This is a genomic window from Nocardia sp. NPDC004604 (assembly GCF_040609795.1).
Classification (GTDB): domain Bacteria; phylum Actinomycetota; class Actinomycetes; order Mycobacteriales; family Mycobacteriaceae; genus Nocardia.
The window spans coordinates 62,477-75,966 of sequence record NZ_JBEXLC010000024.1 but is presented as its reverse complement, the minus strand read 5'-3'; the positions used below and the strand labels follow the sequence as shown (position 1 = coordinate 75,966).

Annotated in this window: 17 protein-coding genes; 7 read left to right on the top strand and 10 right to left on the bottom strand. The window is 66.1% G+C overall.

Annotation, left to right across the window (positions count from 1 at the left end; all coding sequences use genetic code 11):
• Nucleotides 1–599 (bottom strand): acyl-CoA dehydrogenase family protein (locus ABZW16_RS11820; protein ID WP_354954882.1); only part of this gene is annotated, 599 nt, incomplete at its 3' end.
• A 546-nt stretch (nt 600–1,145) separates the two neighbouring features.
• Between ABZW16_RS11820 and ABZW16_RS11815 the strand changes: the two genes are divergently transcribed.
• Nucleotides 1,146–1,751 carry an alpha/beta family hydrolase gene (locus tag ABZW16_RS11815; RefSeq protein ID WP_354954878.1) on the top strand — a complete coding sequence of 202 codons (606 nt, stop codon included), beginning with the start codon at nt 1,146–1,148 and terminating at the stop codon, nt 1,749–1,751.
• 45 nt (nt 1,752–1,796) lie between these two features.
• Here the strand turns inward: ABZW16_RS11815 and ABZW16_RS11810 are convergent, their stop codons facing one another.
• From ABZW16_RS11810 to ABZW16_RS11785, 6 genes are all read right to left on the bottom strand, one after another.
• The gene (locus ABZW16_RS11810) at nt 1,797–2,501 is read right to left on the bottom strand and encodes a class I SAM-dependent methyltransferase (protein WP_354954876.1); all 705 of its coding nucleotides are present in this window, start codon (nt 2,499–2,501) and stop codon (nt 1,797–1,799) included.
• 108 nt (nt 2,502–2,609) lie between these two features.
• Nucleotides 2,610–3,497, bottom strand: coding sequence for a TIGR03619 family F420-dependent LLM class oxidoreductase (locus ABZW16_RS11805; protein ID WP_354954874.1), 888 nt, complete (start codon nt 3,495–3,497; stop codon nt 2,610–2,612).
• Nucleotides 3,498–3,568: 71 nt separating this feature from the next.
• Nucleotides 3,569–3,946 (bottom strand): MerR family transcriptional regulator, encoded by a 378-nt coding sequence (locus ABZW16_RS11800; RefSeq protein ID WP_354954872.1) that lies wholly within the window; start codon nt 3,944–3,946, stop codon nt 3,569–3,571.
• Nucleotides 3,947–4,116: 170 nt separating this feature from the next.
• Nucleotides 4,117–5,364 carry an erythromycin esterase family protein gene (locus ABZW16_RS11795; RefSeq protein WP_354954870.1) on the bottom strand — a complete coding sequence of 416 codons (1,248 nt, stop codon included), beginning with the start codon at nt 5,362–5,364 and terminating at the stop codon, nt 4,117–4,119.
• Between the two features lie 134 nt (nt 5,365–5,498).
• Complete coding sequence (locus ABZW16_RS11790) at nt 5,499–6,608, bottom strand: DUF4185 domain-containing protein (RefSeq protein ID WP_354954868.1); 1,110 nt, start codon at nt 6,606–6,608, stop codon at nt 5,499–5,501.
• A gap of 169 nt (nt 6,609–6,777) precedes the next feature.
• The gene (locus tag ABZW16_RS11785; RefSeq protein ID WP_354954866.1) at nt 6,778–7,539 is read right to left on the bottom strand and encodes a crotonase/enoyl-CoA hydratase family protein; all 762 of its coding nucleotides are present in this window, start codon (nt 7,537–7,539) and stop codon (nt 6,778–6,780) included.
• Between the two features lie 112 nt (nt 7,540–7,651).
• On the opposite strand from ABZW16_RS11785, the gene ABZW16_RS11780 reads away from it, so the two are divergent.
• Genes ABZW16_RS11780 through ABZW16_RS11770 form a run of 3 tightly spaced genes read left to right on the top strand, consistent with a single transcriptional unit; the run spans nt 7,652 to nt 10,753 of the window.
• Nucleotides 7,652–9,190 carry an acetyl-CoA acetyltransferase gene (locus tag ABZW16_RS11780; protein ID WP_354954864.1) on the top strand — a complete coding sequence of 513 codons (1,539 nt, stop codon included), beginning with the start codon at nt 7,652–7,654 and terminating at the stop codon, nt 9,188–9,190.
• Nucleotides 9,187–9,987: a crotonase/enoyl-CoA hydratase family protein gene (locus ABZW16_RS11775; protein WP_354954862.1), complete on the top strand. Its 801-nt coding sequence runs from the start codon at nt 9,187–9,189 to the stop codon at nt 9,985–9,987. Before ABZW16_RS11780 ends, ABZW16_RS11775 begins: the two co-directional genes overlap by 4 nt.
• A 31-nt stretch (nt 9,988–10,018) precedes the next feature.
• Nucleotides 10,019–10,753 carry a TetR/AcrR family transcriptional regulator gene (locus ABZW16_RS11770; RefSeq protein ID WP_354954860.1) on the top strand — a complete coding sequence of 245 codons (735 nt, stop codon included), beginning with the start codon at nt 10,019–10,021 and terminating at the stop codon, nt 10,751–10,753.
• Here ABZW16_RS11770 and ABZW16_RS11765 read toward each other — a convergent pair.
• A complete protein-coding gene (locus ABZW16_RS11765) occupies nt 10,737–11,525 on the bottom strand; it encodes an alpha/beta hydrolase (protein ID WP_354954858.1) in 789 nt (262 codons plus the stop codon). The two genes, ABZW16_RS11770 and ABZW16_RS11765, sit on opposite strands and share 17 nt — an antisense overlap.
• A 106-nt stretch (nt 11,526–11,631) precedes the next feature.
• On the opposite strand from ABZW16_RS11765, the gene ABZW16_RS11760 reads away from it, so the two are divergent.
• From ABZW16_RS11760 to ABZW16_RS11750, 3 genes are all read left to right on the top strand, one after another.
• Nucleotides 11,632–11,856, top strand: a complete 225-nt coding sequence (locus ABZW16_RS11760; protein ID WP_354954856.1) for a hypothetical protein — start codon at nt 11,632–11,634, stop codon at nt 11,854–11,856.
• Nucleotides 11,843–12,139 (top strand): hypothetical protein, encoded by a 297-nt coding sequence (locus ABZW16_RS11755; RefSeq protein ID WP_354954854.1) that lies wholly within the window; start codon nt 11,843–11,845, stop codon nt 12,137–12,139. The genes ABZW16_RS11760 and ABZW16_RS11755 overlap by 14 nt, the downstream gene beginning before the upstream one ends.
• A 148-nt stretch (nt 12,140–12,287) precedes the next feature.
• Nucleotides 12,288–12,617 (top strand): hypothetical protein, encoded by a 330-nt coding sequence (locus tag ABZW16_RS11750; RefSeq protein WP_354954852.1) that lies wholly within the window; start codon nt 12,288–12,290, stop codon nt 12,615–12,617.
• Nucleotides 12,618–12,638: 21 nt separating this feature from the next.
• On the opposite strand, the gene ABZW16_RS11745 is transcribed toward ABZW16_RS11750, so the two are convergent.
• Both ABZW16_RS11745 and ABZW16_RS11740 read right to left on the bottom strand, forming a co-directional pair.
• Nucleotides 12,639–13,136, bottom strand: coding sequence for an NUDIX domain-containing protein (locus ABZW16_RS11745; protein ID WP_354954850.1), 498 nt, complete (start codon nt 13,134–13,136; stop codon nt 12,639–12,641).
• Between the two features lie 18 nt (nt 13,137–13,154).
• Complete coding sequence (locus tag ABZW16_RS11740) at nt 13,155–13,457, bottom strand: DUF1905 domain-containing protein (RefSeq protein WP_354954848.1); 303 nt, start codon at nt 13,455–13,457, stop codon at nt 13,155–13,157.
• Nucleotides 13,458–13,490 lie beyond the last annotated feature (33 nt).

The following is a 13,490-nucleotide window of genomic DNA, read 5'->3' as shown; positions in this document are numbered from 1 at the left end:
CCCGAGGTGATGAAGCGCTTGACGCCCTCGATATGCCAGGAGCCGTCCTCCTGCTGGATCGCCTTGGTGCGGCCGGCGCCGACGTCGGAACCGGCATCCGGCTCGGTCAGCACCATGGTGGCGCCCCAGTTGCGCTCGGCAATGATCTGGGCCCACTTCTTCTGCTCATCGGTGCCGTTGTTGTAGAAGACCTGCGCGAAACCGGCACCCGCTGCGTACATCTGCGCGGGCGGGTTGGCGCCGAGGATCATCTCGCCGAGTGCCCAGGAGACGGCGCTCGGGGCACCCAGGCCGCCCAGTTCCTCGCGGACGGCGACCTTGGCCCAGCCCGCGTCTTCCAGCGCGCGGTAGGACTTCTTGAAGGATTCGGGGAGAGTGACCGTGTGGGTCTCGGGATCGAAGGTCGGCGGGTTGCGGTCACCGTCGACGAACGAATCGGCCAGCGGACCCTCGGCCAGGCGACGCACCTCGTTGAGCATCTCCTTGACGGTCTCGGTGTCGAGGTCACCGTAGGCTTCGCTGTCGAGGATGGTGCCGAGGCCGAGTACCTCGAAGAGGTTGAACTCCAGGTCGCGGACGTTGCTCTTGTAGTGGCCCATGTCAGTACTCACTCTCCGTTGAGTTGGTGCGGTCGGTTGGTTGCCGTTCCCGCCCGTTGTCGTCCACCGGGTAAGCCATGCCGGTTTTCCGCTTGCTACTCGCGGGTAACTTATGAGTCATATTACCGGTCGGTAATGGGCTCGCAAAGACTCCAGCGGGCAATGTGACGCGGAAAACATCCAGGGACGTTGCCGTCTGTCTACGGTTCGCGTAGTAGACGATTTGTTCGGTTGCTGGTGGGTTTTGAGTGGCCTGTGTGCTTGGAGTGGCAGTGGTGCGTTCGGCTGGCAGCTGTGAGTTCGAAGTGGCCGGTTAGTTCGCGATGGCCTGTGTGTTGGGTTATCGGTGTGCTTCGAGTGGCAGGTGGTTCTGAGTGGCCGGTGCGCATTCGGCCTCGTGGAGCGCGGCCGGTGCAGTGCCTGCGCTTTCGGTATTGCGTCCGGGGTGTCGATGGGGTCCGGGGCTGGGATTTCGTGGTGAGTTTCGTGTGGCCGACGCGTTGCCGGGGCTGGGGGTTTGGAGTAAGCCCGGACTACCGTGGGATTGTGCGAATCGAGACGAGCGCCGGGCCCGCGGAGATCGAGCTCGACAAACCGCGCAAGGCGGCGTTTCTGCTGCTGCTCACGCACGGCTCCGGTGGCGGTGTGGACGCGAAAGACCTGCTCGCGGTGCGGGACTGCACCTATGAACTGGGTGGCGCGGTGGCGCGGGTGGTGCAGCCGTATCGGGTTGCCGGGCGGCGTGCGCCCGGGTCGGCGATCAAACAGGACGAGGCGTGGCTGGAGATCGTCGCCGACCTGCGTCGGCGGGTGCGGAAGGTGCCGCTGATCCAGGGCGGACGCAGCAATGGCGCCCGAGTCGCCTGCCGCACCGCCATCGACGCCGATGCCCGCGGGGTGCTCGCATTGTCGTTTCCGCTGCATCCGCCTGGTAAGCCGGAGAAGACTCGGCGCGAGGAACTGCGCGCCCCGGGCGATATCGAGGTCGTCGTGATCAATGGCGCGAACGACCCATTCGGCATCCCCGACCCCGCCGACGCTGCCGAGGTTCGCGTTATCCCTGGTCAGGCCCACTCTTTCCGATCCGGATTCGACATCATCGCGGAAACGGTCAAGCCCTGGCTGGAGCGCTGGAGCTCGTCGGGCTTATAGCGGCTGACCGGCGACCTCGGCCGGTTCCGGTGAGTCGTGCTCGGCTCAGCTGAGTGCGGAGGGGGGTTCGATGGCCTGTGGAGGTGGGGCGGGTTTGGTGGCGACGACGAGGGCGTCGATGGCGTCGCGTTCCTCGGTGGGGCGGTAGACGCGGTCGGCGATGCGAACGCGGATGCGGTCGGTGTCGGGGCCGAGATCGGCGATGATGTCGTCGGGGGTGAACAGTACCGAGGGGTCCTTCGGGCCGCCGAAGCCGTCGGTGAGGTTGGTGCTGTCGTGGCCGAGGATCAGCAGAGTGCCCCCTGGGGCGAGCAGGTCGGGGAGGCGGTGGACGAGCGGGCGGCGGTGTTCGGCGGACAGGTGCAGGAAGACCATCAGCACCAGTTCGTATGGACCGGTGATGTCGGCGGCATCCAGATCGGTGACATCCGCGCACTGCCAGCTGATGCGGCCGCGAACCGAGCGGGACAATCGCGTCGCGATGGTGCGGCCCTTATCGACCCCCACCTGTGAATAGTCGACGGCATGCACCTGCCACCCGTGCGTGGCCAGCCACAAGGCGTTACGACCTTCGCCGCACGCGAGGTCCAGCGCGCGCGGGAGACCGGGCGCCTCGCCATCGGGCACATCCGGCATCAGCGGAGCAACCCGCTCCAGCCCGTACACATGCTCCACCACGGTGCTGTTCGGCGGTGCGCCCCACACCAATTCACTCTGCGCATACCGCGTATCCCAATCGGTCGCGTCCATACCCGCGATTCTATTGACCCCGCACACCCAGCCGCCCCCGCGCACGCGGCTGATGGGTGTTGACTTCTCGAAGTTGATCTTGGCTTTCGGCCTCGAGATTCTGCCGTTTCAGATCGTCGGCGGTTGTGCTGTTCGTTGTCGCGGTGAAAGGTCGAATCGTTCGGCGAATTCCGACATCTGGTCGTGTTGCTGCGCGGGGTCGGCACCAGCGAAGCCAACAACGATCCGATCCACACCGTGCTCGGCCAATTCCTCGACGCGTTCGGGGGATATGTCGGCTGATCCCCAGCGGGTGTACTCGATTTCGGCAGGATCACGTCCTGCATCGGTGGCGGTCTTGCGGGCCAGTTCGATCTGCCGGTCACGTTCGTGTTCGGTCAGCATGCCGCCGGCGAAATAGCCGTCACCGCGTCGTCCGGCGCGTTGGGCTGCTGCCGCGCTGGAGCCCCCGATGTGGATGGGTAGCGCGGTCGTTTGGTGCGGTTTGGGATAACTGCACAGGTTGTCGAAGGCGAAGAACTCGCCGTGGTGGCTGACGCCCTCCGGGCCGCCCGCCCACAGCAGGCGCAGCACATCGATGGCCTCGTCCGCGCGGCGGCCACGGCTGCGGAAATCGACGCCCATCGCGCGGGCTTCTCCGGGCAAGGCGCCGAGGCCGACGGTGAGGAGCCGCATCCTGCCTCGGGACAGCACGTCGACGGTGGCCAGCCGCTTGGCCAGGACCACCGGATGCCGATACGGCAGTAGTAGCACACCGGTACCGAGCAGGATCCGATGTGTGGCCGCGGCGACGAAGCTCAGGCAATCCAGCGGATCGAAATACGGCAACGTGGGCGGCAACTCGCCCGCGCCGTAGTCAGCGCCGGGATACAGCGCGATATGGTCCTGGACATACAGTGCCTCGAATCCGAGCTTTTCCGCGTGCTGGGAGAACGCTACGAGGCGATCGGGATCGGTGCCGTTGAACGCCGTGCCGTAGCTGGTCGCAAACCGCATTTACGAGAATCCTTCCTGGTACAGATGGGAAGCCGGTCATTGCCGTGCGGGCTCGACCGTAGAAAACGGTGCTAGAGGGAGAATTCACACTTCGGGGCCGGGCCCGCCACGGCGCTGATTCGCGCGCTCACGTGTCGCCGCGCAGCGGAGAGCCGGTCGATCGCGTCGTCGATCTCGGCGAGCTTGCGCCGCAGGGACTCGACCGATTCCGGGCATTCGTCGGCGGATCGGTGGCCGTTGCGTAAGCAGGTGACGAACGGGCGGGCATCGGCCAGGTCGAAACCCAACTCCAGCAATGCCCGGATTTTTCGCACGATCTCGAGCTCGTGCTCGTCGTAGACGCGGTATCCGTTGGCCGACCGGTCGGGCTGCACGAGTCCGTGCTGCTCGTAGTAGCGCACCGTGCGTGTACTCGTGCCAGCGCGCTCGGCCAGCTCTCCGATCAGCATGGGACCCTCCTCTCGAGACCGCTGCGGCAACCGTAAACCTTGTCGCCGACGTCAAGGCAATACCGCAAACCCACATCCACCCCCACTCGACTCCGCTCTGCCCCGCGCAACCATCGCGCCACCGCTTCCTACTGCGGAAGTGCCGCAACACCTGCGGTTCGTCGCCAGCCCTAAACGCTGGTTTCCGGCAGCCAGTGCACCGGGGAGGTTTCGCGGATGTGGATGAGTACGTCGAATGCGTCGATGAGGGATCGGACCGGGGTGTGGGCGGTGGCGTCTTTGGCGGGTTCGTAGATTCCGCTGATCGTGCGCAATTTCGCGGGGCGGTGTAGCCACTGCCGAACCGAGTCCGGGGCGGTGTTGTGCAGATCCAGGTAGCAGGCGGGCAGATCCAGTTCGCCGAGGGTGGTGTCGATGAGGTCCGGTAGTGGTTCCGGTGCCACCGCCATGCCGAGATCTCCGTGATGGAAGCCGATGGCCACCGATGCGTATTGCGCGCCGAAGTGTGCGCGCAAATAGCTACCGGCACCACGGAATTCGGAGGTTTCGGCTGGGCCGTCCCCGAGCGGGAGGGCGGCGGTGTGGCCGATACCGTCCCAATAGGCGATCTTTGCGCCGGTGCTTCGCTGCCATTCGATGACCCGATCCGCCGCGGGTCGCTCATCGCGTGCGAAACCGCCCTGTCCGGCAACGCTTTTCTCGTGGAAATCGACGATAAGTCGCAAATGTGTCAGTGCTTTATCGAATTCTGTTGTCGCCGGAAGTTTTTCGAATATTGCGAGGGCAGCACGGGCGTCATCGATGAACGGGCGGCCCGGATGAATTCCTTGATGGCGCTGCACATGTTCATCAACTCGGTGTGCAGTGCGAATCGGGGTGAGGTGAGATTCGATGGCAGCCAAGTGATCCGGCGCATGCTGGCGCAGGTAATCCAGCACCACCTCGTAGTCCGATGATTCCGCACGTGGCGGCTCGACGCCGAAGATCCGGACCGGATCGTCGGGGTGCTCGTGGTTGAATGCGCGAATCCAGGACAGCGCGGCCGCCATTTCGGCCGTCCGGTTCGGCCGCCACGCACCGGCGAGCACCGATGCTGGATCCCCCGCGCCAGCGCGCACATAGGCGTCGAGCCGCTCGCCGGAGCGCGCACTGTCCTGCACCGCGAGCGCCCGATACCCGTATTCCTCGACCAGCACCCGGAATACACGCTCGCGCACTCCGAAGGTCTGCCGGGAGAACCTGGTCGATTCACCGAGGCCCACCACGGTCGCCGATCCGAGCCGATCGGTGAGCGGCGCGAGATCACGGCCGGTGCCGTTCGCGTCGGTATCGGAGATCGGCCGCGCATTCGCTCGCAGCCACGCCCGCAAATCCGCTGCGGCGGTGACTGATTCGCTGGTTGCGGCGGTGCTGCCCATGATTTCTCCCGAAGCTCGACGATCTGATGCGATCAGCTTCATACCTGAAGTAATGTTCAGGTCAAGTCGAGCTGGAAAAGATCGACGGGGCACGGCCGCCGATACTGCGGCCATGCCCCGTCGATCCGGTGAATTCAGAGCGTCGTGCGCATCAAAATCACGTTGTACTGCGAATGCACCGTCGTCAGGAAGTACAGATCACGCCCGGTCTGATAGGGGAAGATCGACGGCGCGTACGCGCTCGGCAGCTCCCGCGTATCGATCAGCACCTCGGGATCGCTCCATGGCCCCTGCGGCGCGGCGGCCCGCCGCATAACCACGGAATTGAACGGATCGGTGGTCAGCGAGACGAACTGACCGAGGTACTCGTTGTACATCACCGACAGCTCGCCGACGCCACCCATGATGGGCGCCGCCGCATCGACATCGCCCTTCTTGCTCCAGTGCTCGCCGTCCCAGTATTCGTATTCGCCCAGGTTCGCGATATCGCCATCGCGCACCCGCGCGACATACGCCGCCCGATTGCGCCCGGATTGGGTGCCGTACTCGTAGACGTACCCGGCGTTCTCGAGGAACGCGTTCATCTGGAAATTGGCATTGGCGCCCTCATTCGGCCGCCGCGTGTTGGTCAGATCGGCCCAGGTCTCCCCATTGTCACCGGAGGCAGCGAGCCCGGAGAAGTTGGTGGTCCACTGGCCGACATCGTCCCAGGTCCGCACCGACATCATGCTCATGAACTGAACGCCGTTGACCGAAATGCCCGCGGTCGGGATGCGGCTGATCTCCACGAATGGGATCTTCGGACTGGGGATCAGGTCCCGCGCCTGGCCGAAGATATCGCGCACGACGCTGTCGAAGTAGATGCCATTGGACGGATCGTGGGTGTGGCTGCGCACCAGAATATTGCTGCGCCACGCCCAGGTGCTGCCAGCCAGCAGATTCGGCAGGCCGAGCCCGGCGGTATCACCGAATGCGGTCAGCATCTCACCGTCGCCGTTGTCCCACATGATGCCGAGGTCGGTGCCGAGCACGTTATAGCTCTGGGTGTTGTTCGGGCTGGCCAGTCCGGTCATCTGGAATACCGCCCTGGTGCGCCCGCTCAGGTTGGGCAGACCGCTGCTGCCGTTGAGGACCGGGATCGGATTGATCGCGTTCGGGTTTGCCGAGGCAGGGGTAGTCGCTATGAGGAGCAAGGCCGATGCTCCTGCCAAAGCCGAGAGCAATGCGGATGCGGACTTGTTCAAAGTCTCTGAGCCCTCCGGTTTCTGGCCGAAGCGGCGCGATAGGCAGTACCTACCGTGTGTGTTGCGCCACATTTCGGCGGGCTGGCAAATCGTTCAAGATATTAACAGTGAAACCGGTGAAATTTGTGGCTTGTGTCACTTGTAGTGAAAGTTGTGAATACCTCGATATCTAAGTTGCCGAAGATTTGCTGCGAGATAAGGCCAGTCGCAGGATCAATGGCAGCTGGGTCGCCCGTTCGATCGCGAAGGTGCGCCGGGCCGATGCGTGCCAGGAGCGATCGAAGAGTTGTTTGGCTCCCGCGACCGCGTGCGGGGAGCGGGTCGCGATGCGGTTGGCGAGTTGCTTCGCCGCCGCGACCGGGTCCGCGGTCACCTCGGTGATCAGACCGATGCGCGCGGCGTAGGCGGCGTCGACGGTATCGGCGGTCATGGTCAGCAGCAGGGCCTGGTCGACGCCGATCAGGCGGGACAGCGTCGCCGCGCCGGTCATATCCGGGACCAGGCCGTGCTTGGCCTCCATGACCGAGAACTCCGCGTCGGGAGTCGCGAACCGGATGTCGGCGGCCAGCGCGATCTGCAGTCCGCCGCCGAAGCAGCGGCCGTGCACCGCGGCGATCACCGGCACGGGCAGTCGACGCCACGCCCAGCACGCCTCCTGGAAGGTGTTGGTGCCGCGCCAGGGCAGCGGGACGAAGTTGCGCACGACGGTGAGCGGATTGCTGGTCGCCTTGGCGACATCGAGTCCGCTACTGAAACTCGGGCCGTTGCCGGACAGGATGACCGCGCGGACGTCCTTGCGACCGGCGATGGTGTGCGCGGTGGTGACGAGGTCGCGCAGCATGTCGATGGTGAGGCCGTTGTGCTTGTCCGGCCGGTTCAGTGTGACGTAGGCGCGATCGCCGTCGAACTGCAGCGCGATGTCAGAGCCCATTCTGCAGATCTTACTCATGAGTCAGTTCATGTCGAGAGCATTGCCCGGACACCTGCGCTTTGTTCTAATCGGACGCAAGTTACCGTCAATGCTGACGGTAAAGAGCGGAGGAATGATGCTGCCACCCGGATTGGATCCGCGAACGCCGGTGCTCGTCGGCGCCGGACAGGTCGTGCACCGCAGCGGTGAGCCGGGACTGCCCGGACCCGTCCAACTCGCCACCGAATCCCTGCGCCGCGCGGGCGCGGACAGCGGCACCGGCGACCGGCTCTTGCGATCGGCCGATCTGATCGCCGCCGCGGCCCCGGTCAGCAGGCCATATCCGGACCTCGGTGCGCTGGTCGCCGTGGAACTCGGCGCTGCGCCGAGGCGCACCCTGCAATCGGTGCGATTCGGCGGTGACGCACCGCAGCGCCTGGTCAATACCGTCGCGCAGGCCATTGCCGACGGACGCTGCGAGGTCGCGCTGATCACCGGGGCCGAATCGGTTGCGTCCTGGAATGCGGCCACCCGCACCGGCGCCGCACTCGATTGGCCCGAACAGGCCGAGGATGTGCGGCCGACCGAGATCATCGGCACCGACCGCGGACCCAATACCGAGATGGAGACCGCGGCGGGGCTGTGGGGTCCGGTCTACTTCTACGCGCTGATGGAGACCGCGCTGCGCGGGCGGCTCGGTCTGAGTGAGACCGCGCATCGGGAGCGCATCGGCGGACTGTGGTCGCGGCTCTCGGCGGTGGCGGCGCGGAATCCGTATGCGTGGCAGCCGAGCGCACAATCCGTCGACGGGGTGCTGACGGCGACGCGCGCGAACCGCATGGTGTCGACGCCGTATCCGAAGCTGCTCGTCGCGAACCTATCGGTGGACCAAGGCGCGGGACTGATCCTGTGCAGTGCGGCGGCGGCCGATGCGGCGGGCGTGCCGCGGGAACGCTGGGTCTTTCCGCATGGCGGCGCCACCGCTACCGACGAGTGGTTCGTTTCCGAACGCGCGGATATGTCCACCTCACCCGCCATTGCCGCGGCCGGGCGGGCCGCGCTGTCCGGTCCGGGGATCGGCATCGACGAGGTCGCGCATATCGATCTGTACTCCTGCTTCCCGGTTGCGGTGCAGGTCGCGGCCGAGGCGCTCGGTCTGCCGATCGACGATCCGGCGCGGCCGCTGTCGGTCACCGGCGGGCTCACCTTCGCGGGCGGTCCGGGCAATAACTACGCGACGCATTCGATCGCGACACTGGCCGGTCGGCTGCGCGCGGACCCGTCGGCCTACGGCTTGGCGAGCGCACTCGGCTGGTACATCACCAAACACGGTATCGGCGTCTACTCGGCGCGACCGCCCGCGCGACTCTTCCGCGCCGTCGAAGCGGAAGTGCCTGCGGCACGGCGTGATACGGCTCCGGGCTATACCGGACCGGTCACCGTCGAGGCGTACACGGTCGCCTATCGCAAGGGCCCCGCGCCCGACCACGCCGACGAACCCGAGGCCGTGGTGATCAGCGCACTGACACCGGCCGGTGCCCGCATACTGGTCCGGGCGTCCGATGCCGACACCATCGCGGCGTTCACCGATGGCGACCCGATCGGCGCGAGCGCCGATGTGGCCGCCGCCAATAGGCTCACCCTGCTCACCACCGAGAGGACCGTCCAATGAGTACAGCAGCGCAAGGTGATTCCGTCAGCGGTGGGGCCGACCTGGTACTGGTCGAACACCGCGATGCAATCACCGTGCTGACGGTCAACCGCCCGGACGCCCGCAACGCCATAAACCTCGCCACCGCGCGGGCCATCGAGGCCGCCGTCGACGAATTCGAGGCCGACCCTGCCGCGCGCGTGCTCGTGCTCACCGGTGCGGGCGGAACCTTCAGTGCCGGAATGGATCTCGTCGCGGCATCGAAGGGCGAGCTGCCGATGACCGCCAACCGTGGCCCGCTCGGCATCGCCGCCAAACCACCTGCCAAGCCGATGATTTCGGCCGTCGAGGGCTTTGCGCTCGCCGGTGGTTTCGAGCTCGCGCTCGCCGGTGATCTCATCGTCGCCGCGAGCAACGCCCAGTTCGGCATTCCGGAGGTGAAGCGCGGCCTGGTCGCCGCGGGCGGCGGTGTGCTGCGGCTGACCCAGCGGCTGCCGCGTCCCATCGCCGCGGAGCTGGCGCTCACCGGCGGGCGCATCGACGCCGAACGGCTCTACCAGCTCGGCCTGATCAACCGGATCACCGAACCCGGAGGCGCGCTCGCGGGTGCGTTGGCCCTGGCGGCCGAAATCGTTGCGGCCGCACCGCTTGCGGTGGCCGCGAGTAAGCGCATCATCGACGAGTCGCCGGATTGGTCGGTCGCCGAGGGCTTCGCGAAGCAGGGCGAAATCGCCTTGCCCGCACTGTTCTCCAAGGATGCCGCCGAGGGTGCGCTGGCCTTCGCGCAGAAGCGCGAACCCCAGTGGCAGGGACAGTGACCAATTGAATTCAGCGTCGCGGAGCGACTCCATGAGGGGTGGTGGTCGGGTGACGGGTGGGCATTCAGCGTCGCGCGGCGACTCCACCGAGCGGGGTGGCCGGGCGACGGGCGGCCTCGAACGCGTTCGGGAGACCCAGGCGCAGCGCCGCTCGCGCATGCGCACGCGGCTGCTGGACGCGGCGGTGGACAGTCTGGTCGAGGTCGGTTACGCGGGCACCACCACGCTCGAAGTGCAGAAGCGGGCCGGGGTGCCGCGCGGCACCCTCCAGCACCACTTCCCGACCAGGGCGGATCTGCTCGCCGGTGCCGTCGAACATCTTGCCGAGCGCCGATTCGCCCAGCTGACACGGGAATTCGAGGCCATCCCGGCCGAAGCGGACCGGCTCGAAACGGCCGTCGAGCTGACCATGCGCATGTTCACCGGGCCGACATTCTGGGCGGCACTGGAGATGTGGGTCGCCGCGCGCACCGATCCCGAACTGCTGGCGGCATTTCTGCCGCTGGAACATCGACTGTTCGACCTGATGCACAACAGCATTCGCGACATCTTCCGTCAGGAGTTTCCCGACGATCCGCGGGTGCCGACCATTACCGAATTCACCATCGAGATCATGACCGGGCTCGCCCTGCGGGTCCTGCTGACCGGCGACCTCGACCGCAACCGAATCCTGCAGCATCGCTGGCGAAATGCGGTGCGCATCCTGCTCGGCACGGCCGATCCGGCCACCCTGACCGAGCCGCGACCGGTCAGGGATGCGGACTGATCGTGTCCAGCAGAACCTTCGCGCATCCGGCCGGATCGTCGAAGAACGGGGTGTGGCCGCTGCCGTGCAGGGTGATGTGGCGGGCGTTCGGGAGCACGGTGCGTGCGCGTGAACTCTGGGTGGCGTAGGTCAGCAGGATGTCGCGGTTGCCCCAGGCGATGGTGACGGGAATATCTGTCAGCGCGCCGATTTCGTGCAGCTTCGCATCGGTGAAGGAGGCGAGGGCGGGTTCGAAGCCGGGTGCGTCGACGCCGCCGCGCGCGGTGTCGATGGCCACCTGCGTATCGATCGCCCACGGCTTGCCGAAGATCAGGGTGAGGAAGGCCGTGCGGCCCGCGGCGGTGCCCAGGACGGCCGACCAGATCGGGCGCAGCGCCCGCGCGAGCTGGCGGGACTTGCCGAGTGACTGCTGGCACCACACGCGGCCCGGGGTATCCCAGAAGCCGATCGGGGAGTAGGCCGTGACCGAGCGGGCCAGCCCACGCGCGCCGAGGTTCAGCGCGATGAGCCCGCCCATCGAATTGCCGGCCAGATGCGGCCGCTCGATGCCCTGTTCGGTGAGGAACTCGAGCAGCGCCTCGGTGAGGGTGTCGACGGTGGTGTGCGCGATCGGTGCCGAACCCCCGAAGCCGGGCAGATCGACGGCGATGACATCAAAGGATTTGGCAAGGGTGTCGATGATCGGCTCCCACACCTGCCAGCGGCTGCCGACCCCGTGTACCAGCACCAGTGGTTCGCCCGCGCCGACCCGATGGTGGTTCAACGTCGTCATATTGCGACGGTAACAGCCGTGACCGGTCGTCGGACCGAGATTTCCGGCCAGCACCCCGACCGGATTTCCGCTGGCAGCCGGCCGAAACGTGGGTACGATAAATGGTATGGCAACGCGTAAGGTCACCCTTTCGCTGGACGAGGCGTCCTGGGCCTTCGCCGAACAGGCGGCGGCTCGCGCGGGGATGTCACCTTCGGCATGGATATCCAAGGCCGCGCGTCGCGAAGCCGTACGGACCGGTGTCGGTCCGGTGCGCGATGTGACGGCCCAGGCCGCGGCGGACGAGGCGGAGCTGACCGCCGCCGAGGAGGAGATGCGTGCGCAGGGGTGAACTGTGGATCTATCACCCACACGGTTCGCCGCGGCGCCGTACCGTCGTGCTCATCAGCAGTGATGGCATCAACGAATCACCGAGACAGTGGCTGATCGCCGCCGAGGTCGTCGACGAGGATCCGCAGGACATCCTGGCCGTACCCGTCGAGCGGCACGGGTGGGTGCACGCCGGGAATATCGGCCGCATCTATCGCGGCTGGCTGGCCGAGCCCATCGATGAAATGGAATCGGATGCGCTGGAACGGTTGGATACCGCGTTGCGTGCGGCCATGGATCTTTGACCCTGCTCGGCCGATCCGGCTGCCCTCGAGTGTGTCTCCGGACTGGGAAGTCGCTCACTCGGCTACCGCCGCGCGCTGTACGGCATTATCGTTGCGGCGCCACGCGGTGGCCGTCACATGTGCAGACTGAACTGAGAAGAGGAATCAGGTGCGGACCTTCCTTATCGCCGCAGCGCTCGTTGCGCTGCCGGTATTGGCGGCGTGCGGTAACGACAAGGCCGCGGACCAGCCCGCGGTAACCCAGGCCGACCTCGCCAAGTCGCTACAGGACAAGGGCCTCAAGAACAAGGCGCTGGCCGACTGCGCCGCGAAACTCTATGTGGACCAGGGCATTTCGCAAGAGGGCCTGCGCAAGATGATCAGTGACGAATACGATGCCAAGGCCGCCGACCCCAATAACTTCGGCATGAGCCAGTCCGATGCCGACAAGGCCCGCGAGGCCAACTCCAAGATCTTCACCGAATGCCGCGGGAGCTGAGCTGATCACTGCGCGGTCGTGTCAGTCCGTCAGTGCGATGGGCTCCCGCGGTGGCCCGGCGACCAGAAGATCTGCCACTAGCGAGTGCAGGTCGCCGGGTACCAGTCGGTCGTTGGTCGTATTCAGCTCGGCCGAGGTCCACCAGTGGTGGCCGGTGATCGAGCCGCGCTCCTGCGCAGTGAAACCCGTTGTGTCGATGTCGAAACCGATGACGCGGGCGAGAAAGTAGTGCTCCTGCCAGTCGTAGTCGACGCCGTTGCGCGCGACGGTCAGGTGACGGCGCCACACCTCGGGGCCGAGTTGGAATTCGGCTGGACCGGTCTCCTCGCGCGCTTCGCGGGCCGCAGTCTGCGCCAGTGTCTCGCCCGGCTCGCGACCGCCGCCGACCGTGAACCAGAAGGTGTGGCCGTCGGATTCGTCGGTGCTGGACAACAGCAGTAGGCGGTCTCGTTCGTCGAGTAGGAGCAGTCGGACGGAAGTACGCGGAATCTGTTCGGCGCGTTCTGGTTTCGACTGCACGGGCGGTCCTCTCGACGGTCAGGCGACGATGGTCAGGTCGACGTGTGCTGGAGAGCCTGCGGTCAGGGCCTCGGCAATTCGGATCGCCTTTTTGAGGGGGAGTACATAGGTGGCTCGGGATTTGTCGGGGAACAGTGAGGTGGACCAGCGGCTGGTGCCGATGGTCACCTCGACTTTCACCGAGCCGAAACCGGTGGCACGAGGTGCGTACTTTTCCTCGATCTCATCCGCTATCGCCTCGGGTATATCGATGAAATGCCATGCGCCCTGGCCATGGTGTTCCCATATCTCCGCCGTGAAGGAGTATCGCGCGCCGGTCACTCCGTGACTGTAGCGATGGTCACCGACATCGTT